This is a genomic window from Nostoc sp. ATCC 53789, from assembly GCF_009873495.1.
GTDB classification, from domain to species: domain Bacteria; phylum Cyanobacteriota; class Cyanobacteriia; order Cyanobacteriales; family Nostocaceae; genus Nostoc; species Nostoc muscorum_A.
This window is the reverse complement of sequence record NZ_CP046703.1, coordinates 1603474-1626860: the sequence shown is the minus strand read 5'-3', so window position 1 is coordinate 1626860 and position 23387 is coordinate 1603474. Positions and strand designations below refer to the sequence as shown.

The window sequence follows — 23387 nt, the reverse complement described above, 5'->3', positions numbered from 1 at the left end:
AGATAGGACAGATAGGACAAATAAGGTAGAACCCTTACCCCCTAACCATCTTGGCTGTCCTATGATATTTGAAGTTGATAGGACAGAGGTATTTTGATAGGACAAAGCTAACCAATAGTAAACCCCTGTAACACATAAGGCTACAGGGGGTAATCAGAGGTTACTAGGTTGGTTTATTATCTTCCCCACTCTGCCATCTGTTCTAACTGGGAAGAGTCAACTATGAATGGATTCTGAACACTCTGTTTTATATAAACCCAAGGGCGGCTACCATCAGCTAAGGTAAGTCTCTTTTTGGTATAACCTAGCTCACCTAATGCTTGGGTTATTTTCTTGTTACAACTTCTATGTAATGTAACATGAAGGTTTAGGCTGTGTTCCATGAAGGCAGATAAGTTAATAGATAAACCATCATAAGGTTGATACCCAACTCTACTCTTGCCAGAGGTGTTCTTGCTGTCGATATAACCCTGTAGTTTAGCTAAACTATGGTTAACCTTTTGTGTCCATTCATTAACCTCTTGGTAGTTCTTGTTTCTATCCTCAGACTGTTCAGACATCTGATCATCTGGATACCAAGTAAAGCCCTGTTGCCATTTGAGATATGCTGTAGCTAGTATGGAGTCTCTATTCTCAACTAAATAATCCCGGTTAACTTTGCGATCGCCTAAGTCGATAATCCAGAATCTTCGGCTTCCTGTAGGATCTCTTAGAATCTCATCGGAGTTACAAGTCCCACCGAAGACCACATGGCGCGGGTGAACCGATGGCTTTCTCTCATACAGTCCCCTAAAAGTATCGCTAGTTTTAGTTAGGAATGCTTTAAGTTCCTCTACTTCTTTCTTGCGGGTAATCCCTTCCATTTCTCCCATCTCTACTATCCAAGCCCGGTCTAGTTGTCTTTTAACCTCTGTCCCATCAGTAGAGTTATCCAAGTCTAAAAAGTACTCACCACCCATTAACCGGAAAAAGGTAGACTTACCCGCACCTTGTTTACCTTTTAAGACTAGGCTGTAATCAGCTTGTTCACCTGGCTGCATGGCTCTTACCACTGCGGAGATTAACCATTTTTCTAACATTATTTGGCTTAAAGCATCCTCAGTCCCAAATAGAATGTTAGCTAGATTATTCCAATCTGCCATTGGTTCTAGTTCTTTAACCTGATACCCCCCGCATGAACAAAGCTTTTCTACAGTCTCCGCATTATTAAAGATGGGTTCATATTTTCTGTTAGTAAACTGGGCTGATTCATTCAAAGTTGAGGGGTCAGTACCGGGAAATATCCACTTATGAGTTTCATCCCTAACAATAGATTCCAACTCTTTCCTTACTGGGTTAAATGTACAACCCTCTATCCATACTTGAAACTTGCGCTCAAACTGTTCTCTGGTTAGCTTCATAAGCATCTTAAGGGCTTGCTCTAACTTATCGATCAATGCTTCAGGAGTTACTATTTTGCCATCCAAAACTAGCTCACCAGTCCAAGCATTAAGCCTTACCCGCCCCCTATAAACTGCTTTGAATACCTCAAACCATACATAACCCGCACCGCTTCCCGCTTGGTTAATCTCCTCTCGGATATTATGAATGATTTGAGTTTGATCCCTATGGTCTTTATTATCAAATGAGGATGACCCGCTTACCATTCTAGAAAATATGTCGATCTTCTGAAGGCTTAGTAGTAGATTTTCAAAACCTACTGAGCTTGACTGAGTATTGGAAAGTGTGTTATCATCGGTTGTATAAGACATTTTTGAATCCTTGGGCATTAGCCCTTTGTTTTGTTTACTTTGAATATTGGTCTTAGGGTTAGCTAGCTGGTTACTGGTTAACCCTATTTGGTGTCTTGGGGTAACTGTGTTTTCAGGTACATAACCAAGGCTGCTCTAATAACCTCAGCAGCAGTCATCTGGTTTTTGTCGCATACTTGCAATACCTGATTTCTTAGATCGCTTGATAACCTGAGTGTTTGTTGACTGTCTTGTCTTTTCATCTTGGTATCCCCTTTGTGTTGCTTACTAATAACTTGTCAAGTTAGGGATATCCCACAGTAGAATCAGGGTTATAGCCTCCGAGGTAGACTAATGCGAGTTAGGAGGCTTAAAAATAACCATTGGATTATCCTATGATTACCATAGAGAATACTTTATCTATTGGCGAAGTTCACTTCATCCCAAATATCCGATAGGTACTCGACAAAACCCCATTCAGTAACAACTCTACTGATATTCTCTTGGTATTCATTATTATCCTCATCGACTAACTTAACTAAGTACTGGCTAGCTTTAAAGAACTGGGTTAATGTCTGAGTGCCATGAAAGGTTACAGAGTCGATCTGGCAGTCTCGGTAGACTCGACCATTGAGGACATAGTAAGACCAATAAGCAGGGTCATATATCATGCGGTTCGGTTTCATGGTTGTTATTGGTTACTCAGGTTGTCTACTGATACCCCTAAGTCAGCCTTAATCGCCTTCAGTACAGTAGATCGGACATAGCTAGACATTCCTTGTCCGGTTGTGGTAGCAGCTTGCTGTAATAGTTCATGCTCTTGTTCAGTTAACCAGACTTGTAACTTAACTTTGCGGGTGGTTCTCTGGTTAGTCATTGTTATATTTATTTCCTAGTATACTCCTATTGTAACCCAGAAAAGTATCAATGTCAGTAGCTAACTGGCACATATTTAGTAGAAAATGGCACAGTGGGGTTAACCCATTTTGAGGTGCTTGGGTATTTTAGGTTGCCTGATACTACCTGAAGCGATCGCCAGCGCAAGCCAGGGAACCATAAGCGCACTGGGGTTCATAAAAATACCCCTTGGTAGCGCCAACTAACCAAGGGGAACAGGTACATAAAAATGCTTAGAACAACTGAAGAAAAAGCTTAGTTAAAAATAGAGGTTTTATAAAACTTATAGTTACCTCTACTTAGTCAGATGCTCGGTAGGTAACTTATGGGATGCCTAGTTACCCTTTTGAATATCACTTTGAATATCAAAAATGTGTTTTGTGTTGTTTCTGGAAGTCCTAAAAGGCTGAAAGCCTTAAGGCGGCACCCGGATTTGAACCGGGGGTGGAGGTTTTGCAGACCTCTGCCTTACCACTTGGCTATGCCGCCACATCGACAATATAAAGCCTTTTGCCTACTATTTGATATCTTAAGGAGGCAATAGGATCAGCTTAACAATAGTAGCACAAGATTGTGAGGTAGAGATAGTGGGTTAACTGGATGTTTCTGGTATTCTTTTAGTCTTGCATCGGCATCCAGGTTCTTGTTATATCTGGATTAGCGATCGCTAATCCAAACTTCTGTCATAATGACGCAGTGATAATTTAGCACTTAACCCGTGATTCCTGCGACGTTCATCAATATCTACCACAAACGGCTCGCTCACTTTGAGCATCTAGCGCGTTAATTAGCTTGGACTTCATCGGCAAAATTAGCCCATCGGACAAAGTGAAAGGGCCCGGCGATGGAACCCCACAGTCGCTCATCAGTTTCTAAATCCCTTCCCCGGTCGAGGCTGAAAAATTCTTTAGCGTCAATCTCAAATTCGTTATCTAAATAAGTATTTTTGCCGTCGCGAACCACAATGCAGCCTTTACCAGGTTCAACCCTGCCTTTGAAGCTATTACCTGTCCACTCTACAATCATGTTGCAGCCTGACATTTTTTCCAGTTGGTCAACAGACAAGTCTTTAAGGCGTTCGGGTTCACGAGATGCACCGTAAAATTTTTGTTCTTCTTTAACGGTGTAGTGTTCAATAGCAATGTGGTTTTCTGCGGGAATCAACTTCATTACCCGCATCCGGTAGGGTTGATTGAGCATAAAATCATAAGCTTGTTCGAGAAACAAACTTACCCCTGAGAACAATTCCAAGGGAAGGGGACGGATACACACACGAATGTGGGCATAAAAAGGCGGATTTTCAAAAGCTTGTTCTTGATTACTAAAGTCAGCTGACATCCATCGGGCTAAGGTAGCAATATCAGTAGAATGAGTCACGTCGCTTCGCTCCAAATTCAAAATTCAAAATTCAAAATTAATAATCCCCATAAATTTATTTAGGGGCTTGTATCCTTTTCTTTGTTGGTGATTATTAAAATGATCAACCAGCTGATTAAAAATTCTTTAGGATTATACCATTTTGGATTTTAGATTTTTGATTTTTGATTGGGGATTGCTTGCTGCATCTTGCTTAGTGTGAATTCATCTATCGCAATCATTTGGCAATTTGGGGTTATTTGGACACTAGTCAGACTAAAAAATCTTGGCTGCGATACCTCCGGTGGGCTTTGCCTACGCAATTTTTCAATTAGATATTACAATCGCTTGTATTTCCAGGTTACTTAAAATCCCATTGCCTCGGCGACTGCGCCCAATTCTGCTGCAATCCCCTGTTTAAATTGACTGTGATTGTGTTTAATGGCTGTATCGGGGTCTTTTAGACCATTGCCTGTGAGGACACAAACCACTGTCGCCCCTGTAGGAATTTGGTCTTTTACCTGTAATAATCCGGCTACAGAAGCGGCGCTAGCAGGTTCGCAGAAGATACCTTCTGATGATGCTAAAAGTCGATAAGCATCGAGAATTTCTGCATCGGTAACGGCATGGAAATTTCCCTGACTTGCGGTTTGGGCTGCGATCGCTAATTCCCAGCTAGCAGGGTTGCCAATGCGAATTGCTGTCGCTAGGGTTTCGGGATGCGCCACGGGCTGACCGTGTACTAATGGGGCTGCACCTGCGGCTTGGAATCCCATCATTCGGGGTAAGCGATCACACTTGCCATCTTGATGATATTGACAAAAGCCCATCCAATATGCTGTGATATTTCCCGCATTGCCAACAGGGATACACAGCCAGTCTGGGGCATCACCCAGCGCATCAACAATTTCAAAGGCTCCAGTTTTTTGCCCTTCTAGGCGGTAGGGATTGACGGAATTTACCAATGTTACCGGATAGCTTTCGGCCATTTCGCGGACAATTTCTAGCGCTTGGTCAAAATTACCTTTAATTGCCAATACTTCTGCACCATACAGTAATGCTTGGGCTAATTTGCCCAGTGCTACATAGCCGTCGGGAATTAATACAAAGGCATTCATCCCCCCACGCCTTGCATAAGCGGCGGCGGCGGCTGAGGTGTTACCCGTGCTGGCACAAATTACTGCTTTTGCTCCTGCTTCCTTGGCCTTGGAAATTGCCATAGTCATCCCCCGGTCTTTGAAGCTACCGGTAGGATTCAGACCATCATATTTTACAAAAACCCGTACTTGTCTGCCAATACGTTCTGCGATCGCTGGCACTGGTATTAGAGGTGTGTTGCCTTCCAAAAGAGTGACGACCGGGGTTTTTTCACTGACAGGCAAGTATTGGCGATAGGCTTCTATCAGTCCGGGCCAGGGTTGGCGATGAGATTTAGCAACAGAAAGGCTCAAAGTCACAGGATTTAAAATTTCTTAATGTTAAGGATTCGATATTTAGAGAAAGTGGCAGATGGAAGCGGAAGAGGAAAAAAGTGAATTTTTCTTTGCCCTGTCCCAGCCCTTTAATTCCAAAAGAATATTACTTATAGAATATTATTTTTTGTGGTGCAGGTGTTTCACTTGCCATTTTTATTTAGAATACCAGTTAAATAGGCAATGCGCTGTCTCTCCTTGGCAGTAGCCTTGGGCAACGACTCGCCCAAGGCTACTGCCAAAAAAGGTGGATATTAAAAAGGTATATTTTTAAGGCGATTGGGGGAATCTCTGCTGTATCAGTCCTTAATTTTTCATAATCTAGCAGAATTCTTGATATAGTCTACATACAATTCCTGCGTAAATTCCCCAAAAAGGGCGATAATAATTCATACAACCATAATTGACAGGCTATCAATTTAAGTATTGCTAAGTACCGTCAAGTGGGCGGAAGCTTTGCACACTTAGGGCACTGTTCTGTTTGGAACACAGCCATGATGATCGCCGTCTCTGATGATTGAACCTAAAACCCATTAGAGTAATTAATGAAAAATATACAATATTTTAATAAAGCTTAAAAGAGCATTATTATAATATTTCTAATGGTGTGAGTTAAATTGTGGATTTAATTAGCGATGCCTACTTGTTTATCTAGTGTTTCCGATCGCGAATCCCAGGCTAACTGGGTCAGTAAGCTAACCAAGTCTTATTATCAAGACGATCAGCAAGCGAAATTGATGCATTTACAAGCAGAAGTAGACTCTCTGTTGCAGCAGTTGGAAAACCTGAAAAACCAACGTCTAGCCGAAACTAACCAAAAAGAATAAGTCAATTTTGGAAATAGCGGTCGCCAGTGCCTCTTTAATTTAAATTTGATTAGGGGGCGTGCTATTCAAAGCGCTGATTTTTCTCTGACCAGCGCCTCAGACTGTAGTTATGAGCATTTTCAACTAATAAAGCTAAAGATTGCACGTCTGAAAGCTTGGCGATCGCAGAGAGTCTTTGTAAGTCATTTTTGGTAAAATCACTGTAAATGACTTGATTGCTGTCAGACAAAATTATAGTCCGGTCGCGGCGTTCTTCTATGTTTTCCGCCTGGGTTTCAGGTGAAGACTGATTCAAGGATGCTATTGCTGCTGCTGAGATAGTCAGTATTATTTCTGGTTGAGCATTATTTGTTAAATCAATCACTTGAACGGGCCAATCACCCAACTTCCCCTGTATCTGCTCAAAGGTAGGAATAGCACCAGCCGCAACTTCGCCAGATTGCTGTAAAGATTGCCAGACACTCGATAATATTACCTTCACCCCTTGGGGATTTTGTTGATGCAGTTCTTGTAGAGTGATGGGAGATGGTTGTACCCATTCCAGTGCTGCATTAGTCAAAGCTAGAGGTTTGGGTTGAAGAACATCGTTTTGATTCTCTGGAATTTTTGGGCCCGCAGCCAATAGGCGCAAAACTTTACCCTGTAGTTGCACTGCTTTGATAGCGGCTATAGTAATTTTTTGTTCTCCATTAGGCAACCAGACTATAATCTGGATTTCCGGGTCAGAAATGATTCCTAAAGTTTTCCATAAAAATTTGGCGGCGGAAGTTTTAGGTGGGTTCAAATTCTCAAAGGGGGAATTTAGCCAGCTTTTACCGTCATTAAATGCACTCACCTCTACCTGATACCAAACTTGATTATCAGTGAGTTTCAAGTCTGCTGAGGAATTTGGTTGCAGCCACTCGCTGCTAGTAACTTGAGTAATTGGTTGCACTGTACCAACAATCTGACTAGGGTGAGTAGAGGATATTTGCGACTTTGCAGCCTCACTATTGAGTTTTGCTAACAGACCTTGAATATAGACAAGATTATCTTTTGTAATTTTTGGTTGCGTCTTTAACCAGGAATTAGCGTGTTCTTCTCCCTGCTGAACAGCCAAAATCAAAGCAAACCAAGCTTGCACATCTAGTCTATTTGGGTTCACCCGCAACGCTGCGGCTGTGCGATTCCACAACCGTTTTTTATCAGCTTTGAGTAGAGTAGCAATTTCTTGGGTATTATGTGGCGACGCTTCAAACACCTGTAATGCTTTCCCCCAGCGACCATCAATCAAGTTTGCTAGCACTTCTTGGCTAGGACTTGCCCATTTTTTCTCGGCTTGGGTTTTAGTAAGTTGGGAATGCAAGCGAATCAAGTCCATTTGCGCTTGCGCCACCTCTGGAAAAACTCCTTTGCGCTGTTTCTTGATGAATTTCAACCATTCAAAGGCTGGTGTCCATAGTCCACTACGGGCAATTGACAGGGCGTTTTGGTATGCAGAATCTTTGAGGGCTGCTGATTTGAGGGTAATCGCCTCCAATTCAATTGGTTTGAGGAATAACCTCACAGGCTTGACTTGGTAAACCTGTAAGTGCGGTTCTAAACCTATAGTTTGATCGACAACTAACTCTTTTGTACCATCACCAGTTACCTGCTGCCATCTGGGTAATTGTCCGTTGGGACTTGTCCAAGACAACATTTGTAGTAAATTGGTGCGTTGTGGATTGTAGTATACAACTTGACCATAAGCACCAGTTCCTGGTTGGCGTTGACCCCGCAAATTAAACCAAACCCCTGGTGATGGTGTCCCACCGTCAAAGCGTTGCACTTTAGTTAAAGGTAGGGGAACACTGATATCTTGGGGTTCTGATGTCTCATCAAGTGAGGGTGAAATCACAGAGGATTCCTCTGGCCCAGTTATAGGTAATTGAGTGGCTAAATAGTAGTAATTTTCGGACTGAGATTTAAACTCTAACTCTTTTGATAGCTCGTAAACCCTGAGTTCCACAAGTTTTTTACAATCAGATTGACAATTAGCACGCTGTTGCAAAACTGGCAGTAAAAAAGAGTCTTTGGCATCTTGACGTAAAGGCAGAGTTTCGCCAAATATTTGGTTGTTTTGACTCAAATCGAGTTGAATTTGTTTGATAGTTTTGGGGCGTTCGTGGTTCCCAAGGGGGATTTGTGCCCATACAGGTAAAATTTTATTTAGCCAGCTTACCTGGTCTGGATTAAAGATGAAGAGAACGCTAACCCAGGCGAAAACCATAATTAGACTAGCACTACTTAACAGAATTGCGATCGCTAGCGTTGACGACAACCACCTTCCCCCTTTGAGCTTTTTCTGGGGTTTTTTAGCGATGCGTTTCATCACACCTGTATGAGGTTTATTTTGTTTAGAGGCTTTTGGTGTCAGCTTGCGTGGACGATTTGCCATAGATTGGGGATTGGAGACTGGGGATTGGGGATTGAAAAAGAGGCAAGGGGAAAGGGAGCAGGGAGCAGGGGGGACAATTCAGAAAGGGGTATTCAGACCCATGTTCCGCTCTACTTCACGGCTCTCGGTTGGGGTCATTTCCCCCTGCCTCTTCGTTGAGAAAACTCTTTCCTAGTTCCTAGTACCTAGTCTCCAATACCCAATACCCTGTTATACTCGTCCTTTCAGAAGTTGCCCAGAAAGATTAAGTCTAATTTTGGACAAAATACGTAAATTTTCCCATGTGAACGCTAGACAATAGCGCATACACTCTTCACTTAAGTATGTGAGCAGAGTGTAAAAAGTTGAAAGGTATACTTATTAGCCGCAGTCATCGCAAAACCTGGATGCTCGCATGGTTACTCATTGCGGGAGTAAATGGAGTTGCCCAAAAAGCATCAGCACAAGAGTACATCAATACAGAAGCTACTCAGGCGCAGGAGAGTATAGATTTAAATTCTCCTCCCCTCTCCCCCATAAATCCGATGGCGCAAGTTACATCGGTTTCTCAACTCAAAGACGTACAACCCAATGATTGGGCATTCCAAGCATTACAGTCTTTGGTGGAACGCTATGGTTGTATAGCAGGATATCCAGATAGTAGCTATCGCGGTAATCGCGCCTTAACTCGGTATGAATTCGCCGCCGGGGTGAATGCTTGTTTGGATAGAGTCAACGAATTAATCACTACAGCCACCAGCGATTTAGTTACCCGCGAAGATTTAGCAACATTACAAAAATTGCAATCAGAATTTGCCCCTGAATTAGCAACTTTGCGGGGTCGTGTCGATAGTTTAGAAGCCAGAACTGGCGAACTTGAAGCCAACCAATTCTCAACAACAACCAAACTCAGTGGACTACTAATAGTTGGTATTCAAGGACGGACTAGCAATCGTGGTGATGTCAATCTTAGAGATGGACAAAAAGATACAGATGATGGCGGGACAAACATTAATGTTATATCCTTAGCGCAACTATATTTGACTAGTCAAATCACTCCTAGTAGTTACTTGTTTACAGGTCTTATAGATGGTAAAGGAAAAACTTCGCCTAGATTTACCAATAGTGTTTCCCGGAATGATGTTTTACTTGGCTACGAATTTCCTACAGATAGCTTGATTCTAAGTGACCTCAATTTTCATTGGCTGGTGACGGATAAATTAGCAATAATGGTGGGAACAGAAGGCGTAAGTATGCCTGCTGCTTTCCGAGGCCCCAATCGGGTAGAAAGTGCTGCAACAGGGCCGTTGTCTTATTTTGCCCAGAGAAACCCAATTTTAAATATGGGATACGGTCACGGTGGTATAGCTATTGATTGGCAATTTGCTAAACGCGCTAGTTTGCAAGCAATTTATACTAGTTATAAACCAGGAAATCCCGGTGAAAGTAGCGGTTTATTCGATGGAACCACAACCACTGGTGTGCAATTGCTGCTAACACCAACTGACACTCTAGATTTAAGCTTGTATTATGTCAACAATTATTCTTCGGATGGTTGTTTGCTAACCTTTGTTGGTGATGAATGCTTAACTACAGTTAATACCACTACCGGAAAATCAGCACCTTTGCAAACTAATGCTGTGGGTGCGACTGTCACTTGGCAAATTTCACCTCGTATTAGCGCAGGTGCGTGGGGTGGTTATACTAAATCTTACATTCCTGGACAATCAGGAAATGTAGAAACGACAAATTATATGGTGTTTATGAATTTCCCTGATTTATTTGCTAAAGGAAATTTGGGGGGAATTTATGTCGGTCAACCTCCTAAAATAACTAGTAGCGACCTACCTGTGGGGAATAATGTCCCTGATTTTATTAATACCGGTTTAGGACGTGCAGGTGGACAACCAGGAACTACGACTCAAATTGAGGCATTTTATCGTTTTCAGCTAACTGATAATATTAGCATTACACCAGGAATAATTCATCTCTTGCAGCCTGGTAATACACCAGATAACGACTCAGTTACCATCGGCATTCTACGGAGTACTTTTAGTTTTTAATTTTCCTTGCAGACAAATATTATAGAGCTTACAGCATATAAGACGAGAGAGCCATCTGATAAATTAAATTTTTTGGCGATTTTTGCGTAAGTTCTGGAGATATAAAAAAAGGTTTGGCGGTGAGCCAAACCTCTATATAAATCCAGTGCATAACAACATCCCGAATTAATTTACTCATTATTATATTCATAGGGCATCTTCCTATAGGATGTGTGCAAATATCCTCAAACCTGATAGGATATTTTCCTAGTATCATTGAATACCTCAAATAGAAAATTAATCTGCCAAATGTTAGAAGCTATCGCAGATTAATTTAGATATTAAAGATAGTAAAAAAACTCAAAATATTTTTATATCTAAAACTTGCATAAAAGCAATTTTTCCAACTAGTAAACAAAATAAAAGACGGGATAAATTATCCCGTCTAAATAGCTTGAAAGTGGCAATACACCTTGGAATATGCAAAAAACAGCACAAATAAAACTTAATAGGTTGTAAGACAAACAAATAATATGAACAAAAAGAATGCTAGTTGAGCTTATTCTTAATGTTTCAATCATTTGCATTCTAGCTAATATATCACAGCTTAATTATAATTTAATGTCAAAATGCCAAACAATTAACAACAAAAAAGACGGGCTAATGCCCGTCTTCTGTATAAAAAGTAAAAACATCTTGGTAATTTCTGCAATATATCAAAATACTCTAATCAGTAGCTGCCAAATTGCCAAATACTTATCAATCAAACACGAATATTATTTTCTCTGTACTTAAATGTATTTATCGGTTATAGATTTTACTCTCATGAAAAATTAATGTTTACTCAAAGGATTTAGTGATGGTTTGTAATAAAAGATTTAGTTTTTCTTGTTGTCGTTAATTAATATTGCATAAGGTGTGGTGCTTTGGGACATAAAAAAGCCTGCGTAGGCGTAGCACATTGTAAACATTGCACCATCAATTAGAGAGAATTTCGATTTATCTATATTTGTATAATTTTTTGCATAGACTACTTAAAATACATATTGTAGGAGCAATTCATGAATTGCCCCTACAGAGCAGGTTTATTTACCGTCAAAGAATGATTAAGCTGTCGCGTATTTAATTTGCACAACCAGGGCGGGCAAGACTTCGGCGTGAGCGCTCAGTCGAACGCTGCCCACCCCACAAGAGATTCATTTTTTTTGAGGATGCAAATTAAAATATTTTTAGCTTAATAAAAATTTATTTGTTAGGCAAAACCTATGCAGTATTGGATTCTTTTGTACAGTACGTATTTATAACAAACTTAGACGGCTAACTATTAATAAATAACAGCTAATCATAGTAAATAATTAGCAATTAAACATTAACAATTAGCCGTCAATCCCCTTGGGGAGTATTTAAAATTCAAATGTCAGAAGGATTTCCGTAGGAAAGTCACTCTAAGCACGCTCATCAAATCTAGTGTAGAAACCACCGTATTTTATCCAGTATTGTTTCAAAGTGTGATGAGGAGTATGTAAACTAGCTTTAGCTTGATATAAAATTACTTGGCGATGATCGCCCATCCAGATTTTATTAATGGGGTCAACGGATATTACTGTTCCTCCTAAAGAAGCGACACATTGAGAGAATCTTTCAATGGTCGTATATTCTAATGTCTCGAATATAAAAAAGTTACCGGAACAAATCAAGTGGCGGCTACGAATCCAACAGCGCATCTTTTTTTCAGCCTGTGGAGGTAACATTTTATATTTAACAGATTCAAGCTGAATCAACATAATGCTCTCACTGCAAGTAATTCATCAGCAAAACTTTCCCGTTTCTCAAATCGCAAAGGCCCGGCAGTTGATCCCCATATCTGCTTGTGGGTTTCAATATCCATACCTTTATCTAGACTTATCCAAGTATGCTCGGTTATTTCTACGTCGCTGACTAGATATGTCTGGCAGCCATTGCGGTTAATCAGACATTGATTACCCGGTTCCACGCTACCCCGAAACATTTCACCGTCTCGTTGAAAAACCATCGAACAGTTATAACGCCGTTCGATGCAATCTGGGGTGATGGTTTTGAGGATATCTAATTCACGAGCCGCACCTGCATAAAGCATCTGGTCTTTCAAGCTGTAATTTTCGATATAAATGCGATCGCCACAATCTACCAGTCTATGTACTCCCTGGCGGTAGGGTGTCCATAAATCGTGGTCATAAGCTTGTTCTGAATAAAAACCGATGGCAGAAAAAAATTCAATCGGTAAAGGACGGAAAAAAATGTGAATGTGGGCGTAAAGTTGGGGATTTGCAAAAGATTGCTTGTAGTTGCTAAAATCTCCTGCCATCCAACAGGCTAAGGTGAGCAAATCACTAGCGTTGGTGCTAGATTCACTGGGTGCTATTGTCATATTCAACCTCAGTAGTGACAAAACTAGATGATTCCTTTTATGTTTTAACCTGATATTACTAACTGGTTGAACTAGACAAAGAGCGAATCTCTGAAGAAAAGGAAGCTGTTGTCACACCTTTACCATCACTGGTTTTAATTGTCGCTACCCGAAATCGCAGATTTGGTGTAGCAAACCAAATTCGCTCTTCAGCAGCAGCATGTTCATACTCCGTCAGCAGGGTAAAAATCCCATCTTCACTCAAATGGTATTTACCCACTGCTGGGATTGTCTCAGCGTATCCTTGCTCGCGTAAGAGTTTTCCCCTAGAAGGATTTTCTATATCTGGAATTGGTACCAGCACGGTACTACCAGAGATTGGTTTATCGTCCCAGTCTGACTCACCTTTCCAAGTCATCCGAAAGGGGTGAGTGATGCTGCCGGGGTCGGTGTCATACAATTGACAAATTGCTAATACCGCCGGATCGTCGGTGGATAGAGACTCAATGTCAATGTTAGACAGCACTTGTTCAAAGTGAGCGAATGCTAAATGATGACCGCTACGTTGCGATCGCCATCGCCCAATTGAAAGTTCAAAGAATTCAGTAATTTCCATTAGAAAAGTGATTTTAAAAAGTAGCTTACAATCCAAGGAATATCTTGGCTAAATAGTTATTCTCCCAGCCTATATACTAGCTTCCTTGATTACAACTGCACTTGGGAGTGCTGTTAGGGGTATCGGGGCATTTAGCCTTTACTGAGTAGGGAGTTAGGAGTAGAGAATTAGAAGTTATTATCCTCCTCCCACTCCTGACTCCCCATTCATCTACTTAAGCAACTTCAGTAATACTGATGATTTTGCCGCCCGTTCTATGAATGTTTTGCACTTGCCCAGACAGTTGGTTGTAGTTAACTACATATTCAAGGTTGCCCAGACGAGTACGGAGATTATTTGAACCTTTGACTGCCTTAATCAAGAAGCGTTTGCTGGTGCTGCTTACACTAGAACCAGCAGCAGGAGCCTTGATGGATGTGGGTAAATTTGCACCTATATCCCTGATCAGTTTAGCTTTGCGATCGCTATCGCTGCTTGCTACTCCTCTCAATAAGGTAAAGGTGCGGTTAAAGGTAACATTCTTAATTCCTATTTGGGAGCTAGTGCTGCGAGGATAAGGAACAATATTCTCGCCAAAATTTCGCTGATACTCTTCGCTATCGATATAGGATTCGATTTCAGCATCGTAGCCCTGTTCGTTGTAGATGCGGACGTGTTCGGCAATTTCTGCTTGATCGGCAGGAGGACGACCTAGCAAGTGTTTGAAGTTTAGTTCAATGAACCGATATTGGGAAGAAGAACTGAAAAACAGAGATTGATAGAGTTCTGATTTCGCAACGGTATTGACGAATTCGCGGACGCTGATTTTGCGATCGCGCAATTGCGATTCAGCAGTAGCTAGGCGCTCACTTTCTAGCAAGTGAGCATTCCCCAAAACCTGTTTGTAAACCGCCCGAATAAGTGTTTGTAATTCACTTTCGCTGGTGTTCGGACGCAGTTCAACATTAGGTGAATCAATAGCCCACAGTGACATTGAAGTATCTCCCTAAAAACGTAAATTAAATGAAATTTTTGAGCATTCTACCCCCATAAGGGGTAGAATTTCGCCTCAGTTGTCAGTTATTTTTGCTACTGACTAGCATTTGTAAAACTTTATTTTTTTAAAGTGCGTTAGATATCTTTGTATATGACAACTGACGGCAGAATTGAGCAAACCCTAATCGTGATGCTGGTCTAAAAGCTATTCAAACTATCTCCCAGTTAACAACTAGATTTTATGAGAAGGAATTCAGCAGATGTTAAAAAACTTTACATCTTTGTGACAAAGGAAAGGTCATAGAGACTTTAAATCCTTATTAGTTTTAATTATTTAAGTTTTTACATCATTAAATACCTTTACACATTCTGATACGATGCCGAAACCATATTTATTAAATTTTGTTAAGTTAGATAATACTTTAGATAAATTTAAGCTTGTTTTTAGAATTTGATTTGAGATTGGGATACAGGCGATTGTATTGTTGTTTTCCCTTGAGCAAGAGTATTTATAGTGCTGATTTATTAAAGTTAATCTTGGTAAGTGGGCAAGAATAAATCAAACTATATTACGTAATGTAAATTCAATTAAATTGGCTCTTAGTAAGCAACTCTAGCCGTGACTACAAACCTTGAATTATTCACGCTCACTTACCTTACCGAATTTGAAAAGTAGCCAGTTGGGTGATTAAATGGTCAAAATAGGGATTAAGAATTTCTTGCTGATTGACTGGGCAGCGTTTCAAACTAGCAGCTTTAATGCTTTTTAAACCTAAGAGCATTGCATCTAATGGAACTTGTAATTCCTGATAGAGTAAGTTCATATAGTGCAGTCCTGTGGGATTTGTATACTCAGCGTGTCCACCCGCTATGCCATAAGTAATACAACGGAGAAAATGCCAAAAATCTCGCCAGCAAGCTTGGGCGCGTTCAGGCGGATAAAGACCACCTCCAGGCTGGATAATTTCAGGATAGGTAGTCAAAACCTGCTCTCTAGCTTCATCAACAATTTCGGCGGCGCGATCGCGTAACGACACAGCAATAGGAATCAACTCAGAATTATCGGATGACTTGGTTTGAATCTGTAATAAATCTTCGTCGCTCAGATAACGGAAAGCATCATCCGCAGCTTGGAATATGGCGATTGCTGCTTTGGAATGAGATTTATCCCACTCAGCAAAGCTGATAATTCTAGCTTTGGCGATTAATTCTTTGACAGTTTCGCTTAATTGAGTCATTGGTTAAGAGTTTAGGGTATTGCGTTAAATCTTCCCAAATGCGATCGCTATTTTTTGACATCTGTAAAATAAAGTAAAGATAGCTCTACCAAATGCACCTATGGAAATCGATCAAATCCAAACTGAACTGAAGAACCCAGATTTTCACCATCGTTTGAAGGCGATCGCAGCCCTCAATGATTATGAATCAGAAGTTGCAGTTCCTCTTTTAGCAAGTAAACTTCATGACTCAGAATTTTTGGTGCGTTCTTTTGTAGCTAGGGGTTTGGGTAATCAACAATCAGCAGAATCTTTTGCTGCGTTGATGCAAATTATGAAATTTGACGATACCCCCAACGTGCGAGCTGAGGCGGCAAATTCTTTGTCGCTATTTGGTAGAGTCGCAGTTTCTCATCTAGTTATGGCATTTTATCAAGATGACCACTGGCTAGTTAAGCGGAGCATTTTAGCTGCGATCGCTGAAATGAATTGTCCTGAAGAACTATTTGATATCTGCGTTCAAGGTTTAAAAGATGAAGATTTCACAGTTCAGGAATCCTCTGTTGATGGACTCGGTTTACTAGCTGATTCTAGCCAAAATACTGCGGCACTATCCCAAATGCTAACGTTAGTGAATGATGAATCTTGGCGGATGCGCGTGCGAGTTAGCTATGCCCTCAAACGCTTTGACGAGCCGGAAGCAAAAGTAGCCCTGAACCAACTTAGACAGGATGAGGATCACCGAGTTGTCGGAGCTGCTTTAGAAGACTTGTTGCCACAATAGCGATATGGGTTTGTGCCGAATCTTGTGATAAGATTTATTTCAACAATAGGCAAAATGTTTTTTTACCTTAAATTTGACCAAAATATCCGGGTAATCTGCCAAAATCTGGAAGAAAAGATCAACTTTTTTGAGATGAGGAGGCATTTGTGACTGAGATACAAACTGGTCAAATGACTTGGCGACCACCAGGTTCTTCAGAATCTGCTTTACATTTGCGGCATAAAGCTTCGGAAGCCTGGCGATCGTATAAAGAATTTCCCCAATATGCTCTACCCGATCCACCGGGTTTTTCTGAAGGATATGCTACGTTTTTAGCGCTCTTAAAAAAGAACTGGCAACTGTTGTAAAGTCACTACTAAATTATCAAGTAATTAAGCGAACTTGATATTAATATCCCAAATCTAAAATCTAAAATTGCCACGATCAAGCACTCAAACTCTCACGAGTTGTTGTGCGAGTGTAGGCGTTCCAAACGTCAAGTTCTGAATATGGACGGCTTTTAAGCATAGCTTTAGTTGCTTCTGTGAGTCCTTGGGCTAAAGTAAAATCTGCACCAGCGATACTTTGAAGATGCTCCATCTCTGCATCACAGAGGTCAGTTGCTCGCAGGTCTGCATCCCGCAAATCGGCTCCAGTCAATCGAGCATTCCGCAAACAAGCCCCAGTCAAATAAGCTTTCGTCAAATCAGCGCCACTTAAAGCCGCACCTTGCAAATTTGCTCCTGTCAAGTCAGCGCCACTCAGGTAGGCTCCACGCAGATTAACACCTTGTAAATCTGCGTTTCGTAAAGAAGCGGTGTTAAGAAAAGCACCATTGAGATTAGCACCCGGCCCTACTGCTCCCGATGCTTTGTAGTTATATTCTTGGGGCCATTTCGTATGTGCATCATAACGTGCTACTTGCAATTTGGCTCCTTCCAAATTTGCGCCACTGAGATTGGCTTGTTGGAGGTTCGCACGGTTTAAATAGGCTCCCTGCAAATTAGCCCCACTCAAATCGGCTCCTTGCAGATTAGCGCCTCGCAAATCTGCGCCACTCAAATCGGCATTACTCAAGACTAGCTCACTGAGGTCTGCTCCTAGTAGCTTGGCTTTGCTCAAGTTAGCTTGTTGTAAATCAACTTCCTTGAGATTGAATCGGTACAAATCGACCCAATCCAGAGGGATTCCGGCTTTGAGGGCTTTTAATATTTCTGGAGTTGGACTGGGGCGATCGCTAGTAATAAGTTGAATTTCACTATTTGTCATCAGTTGATAAAAATATAACTTTTGGAGTTATTCTACACTTTAGCGAAATTGGGACTTCATCTCATTGCTCAGTATTCAATAACGGCAAAATTTGATAAAAAGAGGTTTTAAAACAGATGTATCTAATACCGCCCTTGTCAATGATCGACTTCTTCCATAAAAGTGAGGGTACATGGTTTACGGAACGCTCCGTTCACCATTTTGACTCGGCAGCGGATGAGTCTGGGCAGTCGAATTTGATCATTAAAGTCATGGAAAAGGACGATCCTAAAGTCCAAGAAGTCTGTAAAGACCAAGGCATAGACCCTACTAAAGCAACAGGCGGTGCGAGTTTTGCATGGCAGGCTAACTTAGACACCAGGCTACCTAATGATAATGCTGCCATTTTGGTTGATATTCCCGACGAAACGAGGCGTTCTGGAAAACTGATCCGTAACCAAGGCTATGTTGAGAGCATTCCCGTTGTCAGCCAGTATCGATTTGCCGATGATGGAGTGCTGACGATTGATACTGACTATGACAATAACCAAGGTCAAGAACGTTGTTGGTTTATTACTGATGATTTTCGTGTCAGGGTTAGTACCGTGCGAATGATGAATGGTGTCAACTTAATGGCTTATTGTTCTGAACGTCGCTGTGTTTCCCAAGAACTGCTAGAGCAAATGATCGCTCGGAATCATGCTAGGCGTTAGTGGGGAATGGGGAATGGGGAATGGGGAAGTAGAGGAGAATAACCAATTCCCAATTCCCTATTAAGGAATGTTGCTTTGTTTCTCATAAATGAGACGTGCATGATTGCCATCACTTATTTTCATGCAAGGGTTAACAAATCATGTTCCATGTATAAACCTTTCCTGGAATTTTTAGAAAAAGAGCTATTTCAGCGCTTTGATTTACAAAGTAGGGTCATTCCCCCTGGTTTGGAATTTAAAGTTAGCGATCGCGGCAGAAACCCTGCAACTATTCGCAGTTGGTGTTACCAATCTCAAGAGTTGCGGAAAATTCGCTATACCTATATTGATGCCGGGGAAAGCGCCCAAATTTTTAACAGCGTGGTTTATCCTAGTCATAACTACGATTTACCTCTGTTAGGGATTGATTTTTTATCCTTTGGTAAAGTCAAAAATCTAATTGTGCTTGACTTTCAGCCTTTGTTTCAGGATGAAGATTATCAAAACAAATATATAGCTCCGCTAAAATATCTCCATAATAAATACCCGGATTTGGCGCAAAACTTAGAAATGAAGTTTTACGATGCCAACCAGTATTTTTCTAAGTACCTCTTGTTTGCCAAAACAGATGCTGAAACAGTTTCAACGCGAGTCTTTGAAGCTTTTCAAGATTATTTAAACTTGTATTGGCAAATGCTAGCAGATGCCCAAGCGCTTCAAGATCCAGAAGATATCCAACGGATTGTCAAAGCCCAAAAAGACTATGACCAATATAGTGCAGACCGAGATCCAGCATCTGGTTTGTTTAGCAGTTACTTTGGTCATGAATGGGCGGAGCGTTTTCTTCATGAGTTCTTATTTGAAGATGCTGTTCCTCTAGCAGTTAGTGCAAGTAAAAGATAACAGGAATTGGGCATTGGCCATTGGGATTATGAATTCGGAGCGAAGCGACGTGACACTGTATCAGCCATTTCTCGATTATGCGATCGCCTACATGCGATCGCGCTTGGATTTAGAACCCTATCCCATCCCCACTGGGTTTGAGTCCAAAAGTGCTGTTGTGGGTAAGGGCAAAAATCAAGAAGAAGTTGTCACCACTAGTTACGCCTTTCAAACTGCAAAATTACGCCAAATTCGTGCTGCTCATGTCCAGGGTGGTAATTCGCTGCAAGTGCTGAATTTTGTGATTTTCCCTCACCTCAACTACGATTTACCCTTTTTTGGGGCGGATCTGGTGACATTACCAGGAGGACACCTAATTGCTTTGGATATGCAGCCCCTATTTCGGGATGATTCAGCATATCAGGCAAAATATACTGAACCAATTCTGCCCATTTTCCACGCCCATCAACAGCATCTATCTTGGGGAGGAGATTTCCCAGAAGAAGCACAGCCCTTTTTCTCTCCCGCTTTTCTGTGGACTCGTCCCCAAGAAACGGCTGTAGTAGAAACTCAGGTGTTTGCCGCTTTCAAAGACTATTTAAAAGCTTATCTGGATTTTGTAGAGCAGGCAGAAGCTGTAACAGATTCCCAAAATTTAGAAGCCATCGAGCAAGCCCAACTGCGATACCTACGATATCGGGCTGAAAAAGACCCAGCACGAGGGATGTTTAAACGCTTCTATGGTGCCGAATGGACTGAAGAATATATCCACGGCTTTTTATTCGACCTAGAGAGAAAATTAACAGTCGTCAACTAGAGGCTCTTGTACAGGAAGTAAGGAGCAATGGCAAATTATAATAGCCCAAGCAACAGCGATCGCATGGTAAGAATTATTTCAGCGATCGCTTTTGTATTTAATAAACTTTGACCTCACTTTCATTCCTCTCTCTACAAAACCAAAGTGTTGTAGATCCTCCTAAATCCTCCTTAAAAATGAGGACTTTGAGAGTTTTTTGCCCCCTTTTTTAAGGCAGGGCTGATTCATTCCATTTCAAACAGGATTTGTCAAGATGGTTAGCGAGAAAATTCTAAGTAAGCGTGACAAAGAGATGAACATTTAAGCACTGAAATATCAGTCAAATAGTTGATTTAATCGACACGCTAGTAACAAAATAACTAATTTTTAATCGCTAGAACCCTTGATTTTTAAAGCTCTTTAGGGAATGAATCAGCCCTGCTTTTTTAAGGGGGGTTGGGGGGATCAAAAGCTTGTGGGATAAATTTAAAAGATTTGTGTGTAGACCGTAGCCCTTTAGGAGAGAGGCTTTGAATCTTACTTCCCCAACGCTAGTAGAGAAGGGGCTGTTCTTGTTAGGTCTATATGAAACTCAACTATAAACTACATCCACGAGTATCAAAGACTCATTCACGAAGCTTTGAGGTTCATTAACGGAGTTCAAAGACTCGTTCACGAAGCTCTGAGGTTCATTAACGGAGTTCAAAGACTCATTCACGAAGCTCTGAGGTTCATTAACGGAGTTCAAAGACTCATTCACGAGTATTTATCAAAAATTCATCCGGTTTTTAGCGATTTTCGGGTAAGTCCTGATAAAATCATTCAACGTATGAGCATGATTATGCACAACCGTATATTTACTACTCTATTTTTAACTCTATTTCTGGCTACCACACCACAGTTTGTAGTTGCTCAAAACAATATTGAACAGCTATTTAAACAAGGCGACGCTGCCGAATCGGTGGGTAATAACTCCCAAGCAGAGACAATTTGGCGGAAAGTTTTACAGGTTGAACCCAATAATGGCAAAGCTTATAACAATTTGGGTAATACTTTGCGGCGGCAGGGCAAACTAGAGGAAGCATTAACGGCGCACCAGAAAGCATTACAACTCAATCCTAATGATGCTAAAGCTTACGTTGGTATAGGCTATGTGCTAAATGCTCAAGGAAAACTAGAGGAGGCGATCGCATCTTTTCAGAAAGCCTTGCAACTCAACCCTAACTTGGCTATTGCTTACAACGGTCTGGGTAATGCGCTGAGTGACCAGAATAAATTAGATGCAGCAGTTGCCGCCTACGAAAAAGCAATTCAACTCAACCCTAACTTGGCTATTGCTTACAACAATCTTGGCAATGCGCTGAGTGACCAGAAGAAATTAGATGCAGCAGTTGCCGCCTTCCAAAAAGCAATTCAACTCAACCCCAACGATTCTGATGCTTACTACAATCTCGGCATTGCCCTGAGAGAGCAGAATAAATTAGATGCAGCAGTTGCCGCCTACGAAAAAGCAATTCAACTCAACCCCAACGATGCTGAGGCTTACTACAATCTCGGCAATGCCCTGAGAGAGCAGAATAAATTAGATGCAGCAGTTGCCGCCTACGAAAAAGCAATTCGACTCAACCCTAACGATTCTGGTGCTTACAACAATCTTGGCAATGTCTTAAGACAACAGAATAAATTAGATGCAGCAGTTGCCGTCTACGAAAAAGCAATTCGACTCAACCCTAACGATTCTGGTGCTTACAACAATCTCGGCAATGTCTTAAGACAACAGAATAAATTAGATGCAGCAGTTGCCGTCTACGAAAAAGCAATTCGACTCAAACCCAACGATGCTGCTGCTTACTACAATCTCGGCATTGCCCTGTATAAGCAGAAGAAATTAGATGCAGCAGTTGCCGCTTTCCAAAAAGTAATTCAACTCAAACCTAACTTGGCTGATGTTTACAATGGTCTGGGCATTGCCCTGCATGAGCAGAAGAAATTAGATGCAGCAGTTGCCGCCTACGAAAAAGCAATTCAACTCAACCCTAACTTGGCTATTGCTTACAACAATCTTGGCAATGCGCTGAGTGACCAGAATAAATTAGATGCAGCAGTTGCTGCCTACGAAAAAGCAATTCAACTCAACCCTAACTTGGCTATTGCTTATAACAATCTCGGCGTTTTTCTGAGTGACCAGAAGAAATTAGATGCAGCAGTCACTGCCTTCCAAAAAGCTTTAACATTGCCAGAAGACAATTCTGGAACTCCAACCACGGCTCATACTCTAGCTAATAATGGTTTGGGTTTAACGTTCCAAGAGCAAGGGAAACTAAAAGAAGCCATTGAACAGTTTGACAAAGCAGAACAAATTGACCCCAATTTTATCTATGCCAGTAACAACAATATAGAAGCAAGGCAGTTATGGAAAACGAAAGACGATACCCAAGCTAAGAGCGTAGAAGATGATCGTCAATGGTTGCCTAAAAACGATCCAACCTTACCTGTTAAGCGTTCTGTGGTACGCATCACTGCCGAGTTTTCTAGCCGTGAACGCCAGGGAATAGAGATTGGCACTGGCACAGTAATTAAACGAGAAGACAACCGAACATTAATCCTCACCAATCGTCATGTCATTTTTGATGGCAATGAACAAGGTAAAAATATTCAAGTAGAATTTTTCAGTTCACCACCATCTAACCGAGTGCGAATGCGGCGAGATGCCAAGCTGTTCAAAATGACCTCTGAGGAACAACTAGATTTAGCCGTTTTGGAAGTTATTGGTAAACTACCAGAAGATATCCAGCCTCTACCCATCTCCTCAACTGCGATCGCTCCAAAAATGCCCATTCGGATTATCGGTCATTCTGCCCAAAGAGGTGAAGACAAATCCTGGTCTATGCAATCAGGACAAATCAGCTATCAAAATCAGCAATTAGAAATATCTCAAGCTGCACTCAAACCCGGTTATTCTGGCAGTCCTGTAATTGATTCGCAAAATCGGCTTTTAGGCATCGTCTTTGCAAGAAAAGGCGAAGACCGAGATTTAGCTTATCCCATGTCTGAAATTCAAAAACAACTGCTTACCTGGAGCATTCCTTAAAC

At 41.3% G+C, this 23387-nt stretch carries 21 protein-coding genes and 1 tRNA gene; 8 read left to right on the top strand and 14 right to left on the bottom strand.

Translation table 11 applies throughout. The features are described 5' to 3' along the window. Window positions 1-176: 176 nt before the first annotated feature. From GJB62_RS06575 to thrC, 7 genes are all read right to left on the bottom strand, one after another. Entirely contained in the window at window positions 177-1751 is a 1575-nt protein-coding gene (locus GJB62_RS06575) for a virulence-associated E family protein (RefSeq protein ID WP_159402463.1), read from the bottom strand. Window positions 1752-1834: 83 nt separating this feature from the next. Continuing rightward, window positions 1835-1993, bottom strand: a complete 159-nt coding sequence (locus tag GJB62_RS06570; RefSeq protein ID WP_159402462.1) for a hypothetical protein — start codon at window positions 1991-1993, stop codon at window positions 1835-1837. Between the two features lie 153 nt (window positions 1994-2146). Next, window positions 2147-2416, bottom strand: coding sequence for a hypothetical protein (locus GJB62_RS06565; RefSeq protein WP_114082088.1), 270 nt, complete (start codon window positions 2414-2416; stop codon window positions 2147-2149). A gap of 5 nt (window positions 2417-2421) precedes the next feature. Next, on the bottom strand, window positions 2422-2607 hold the full coding sequence (locus GJB62_RS06560; RefSeq protein ID WP_114082087.1) for a DUF1778 domain-containing protein: 186 nt from the start codon (window positions 2605-2607) through the stop codon (window positions 2422-2424). A gap of 438 nt (window positions 2608-3045) precedes the next feature. Continuing rightward, window positions 3046-3116: transfer RNA gene (locus GJB62_RS06555), tRNA-Cys, on the bottom strand. A gap of 294 nt (window positions 3117-3410) precedes the next feature. Next, window positions 3411-4004: a chromophore lyase CpcT/CpeT gene (locus tag GJB62_RS06550; protein WP_114082086.1), complete on the bottom strand. Its 594-nt coding sequence runs from the start codon at window positions 4002-4004 to the stop codon at window positions 3411-3413. 344 nt (window positions 4005-4348) lie between these two features. Further along, a complete protein-coding gene (gene thrC / locus GJB62_RS06545; RefSeq protein WP_012407520.1) occupies window positions 4349-5440 on the bottom strand; it encodes a threonine synthase in 1092 nt (363 codons plus the stop codon). Window positions 5441-6090: 650 nt separating this feature from the next. On the opposite strand from thrC, the gene GJB62_RS06540 reads away from it, so the two are divergent. After that, window positions 6091-6282, top strand: coding sequence for a hypothetical protein (locus tag GJB62_RS06540; RefSeq protein WP_114082085.1), 192 nt, complete (start codon window positions 6091-6093; stop codon window positions 6280-6282). 61 nt (window positions 6283-6343) lie between these two features. Here the strand turns inward: GJB62_RS06540 and GJB62_RS06535 are convergent, their stop codons facing one another. Further along, window positions 6344-8698, bottom strand: coding sequence for a hypothetical protein (locus GJB62_RS06535; protein ID WP_114082084.1), 2355 nt, complete (start codon window positions 8696-8698; stop codon window positions 6344-6346). A gap of 386 nt (window positions 8699-9084) precedes the next feature. Here GJB62_RS06535 and GJB62_RS06530 point away from each other — a divergent pair, with 386 nt between their 5' ends. Continuing rightward, entirely contained in the window at window positions 9085-10740 is a 1656-nt protein-coding gene (locus GJB62_RS06530) for an iron uptake porin (RefSeq protein ID WP_114082083.1), read from the top strand. 1424 nt (window positions 10741-12164) lie between these two features. Here the strand turns inward: GJB62_RS06530 and GJB62_RS06520 are convergent. From GJB62_RS06520 to GJB62_RS06500, 5 genes are all read right to left on the bottom strand, one after another. Next, window positions 12165-12503, bottom strand: coding sequence for a CpeR family transcriptional regulator (locus GJB62_RS06520; protein ID WP_114082081.1), 339 nt, complete (start codon window positions 12501-12503; stop codon window positions 12165-12167). After that, window positions 12497-13126 carry a chromophore lyase CpcT/CpeT gene (locus GJB62_RS06515; RefSeq protein ID WP_114082080.1) on the bottom strand — a complete coding sequence of 210 codons (630 nt, stop codon included), beginning with the start codon at window positions 13124-13126 and terminating at the stop codon, window positions 12497-12499. The genes GJB62_RS06520 and GJB62_RS06515 overlap by 7 nt, the downstream gene beginning before the upstream one ends. Before the next feature lie 58 nt (window positions 13127-13184). After that, window positions 13185-13721 (bottom strand): phycobiliprotein lyase, encoded by a 537-nt coding sequence (locus GJB62_RS06510; protein WP_114082079.1) that lies wholly within the window; start codon window positions 13719-13721, stop codon window positions 13185-13187. 214 nt (window positions 13722-13935) lie between these two features. Next, a complete protein-coding gene (locus GJB62_RS06505; RefSeq protein ID WP_114082078.1) occupies window positions 13936-14694 on the bottom strand; it encodes a phycobilisome rod-core linker polypeptide in 759 nt (252 codons plus the stop codon). Window positions 14695-15352: 658 nt separating this feature from the next. Beyond that, entirely contained in the window at window positions 15353-15934 is a 582-nt protein-coding gene (locus GJB62_RS06500; RefSeq protein WP_114082077.1) for a phycobilisome protein, read from the bottom strand. A gap of 100 nt (window positions 15935-16034) precedes the next feature. Here GJB62_RS06500 and GJB62_RS06495 point away from each other — a divergent pair, with 100 nt between their 5' ends. Together GJB62_RS06495 and GJB62_RS06490 are read left to right on the top strand one after the other, a co-directional pair. Then, entirely contained in the window at window positions 16035-16697 is a 663-nt protein-coding gene (locus GJB62_RS06495; RefSeq protein ID WP_114082076.1) for a HEAT repeat domain-containing protein, read from the top strand. A 146-nt stretch (window positions 16698-16843) separates the two neighbouring features. Next, window positions 16844-17044: a hypothetical protein gene (locus GJB62_RS06490; protein ID WP_041565167.1), complete on the top strand. Its 201-nt coding sequence runs from the start codon at window positions 16844-16846 to the stop codon at window positions 17042-17044. Window positions 17045-17120: 76 nt separating this feature from the next. Here GJB62_RS06490 and GJB62_RS06485 read toward each other — a convergent pair whose 3' ends face one another. After that, window positions 17121-17945 carry a pentapeptide repeat-containing protein gene (locus GJB62_RS06485; protein WP_114082075.1) on the bottom strand — a complete coding sequence of 275 codons (825 nt, stop codon included), beginning with the start codon at window positions 17943-17945 and terminating at the stop codon, window positions 17121-17123. Window positions 17946-18061: 116 nt separating this feature from the next. Between GJB62_RS06485 and GJB62_RS06480 the strand changes: the two genes are divergently transcribed. The 4 genes from GJB62_RS06480 to GJB62_RS06465 all read left to right on the top strand — a co-directional run bounded on the left by GJB62_RS06480 (window position 18062) and on the right by GJB62_RS06465 (window position 23385). Further along, complete coding sequence (locus GJB62_RS06480) at window positions 18062-18637, top strand: phycobiliprotein lyase (protein ID WP_114082074.1); 576 nt, start codon at window positions 18062-18064, stop codon at window positions 18635-18637. Between the two features lie 147 nt (window positions 18638-18784). Beyond that, on the top strand, window positions 18785-19519 hold the full coding sequence (locus GJB62_RS06475) for a 15,16-dihydrobiliverdin:ferredoxin oxidoreductase (protein WP_114082073.1): 735 nt from the start codon (window positions 18785-18787) through the stop codon (window positions 19517-19519). Window positions 19520-19547: 28 nt separating this feature from the next. Next, window positions 19548-20315, top strand: coding sequence for a phycoerythrobilin:ferredoxin oxidoreductase (locus GJB62_RS06470; RefSeq protein ID WP_209271485.1), 768 nt, complete (start codon window positions 19548-19550; stop codon window positions 20313-20315). An 820-nt stretch (window positions 20316-21135) separates the two neighbouring features. Then, window positions 21136-23385: a serine protease gene (locus GJB62_RS06465; RefSeq protein WP_209271484.1), complete on the top strand. Its 2250-nt coding sequence runs from the start codon at window positions 21136-21138 to the stop codon at window positions 23383-23385. Window positions 23386-23387: the final 2 nt, after the last annotated feature.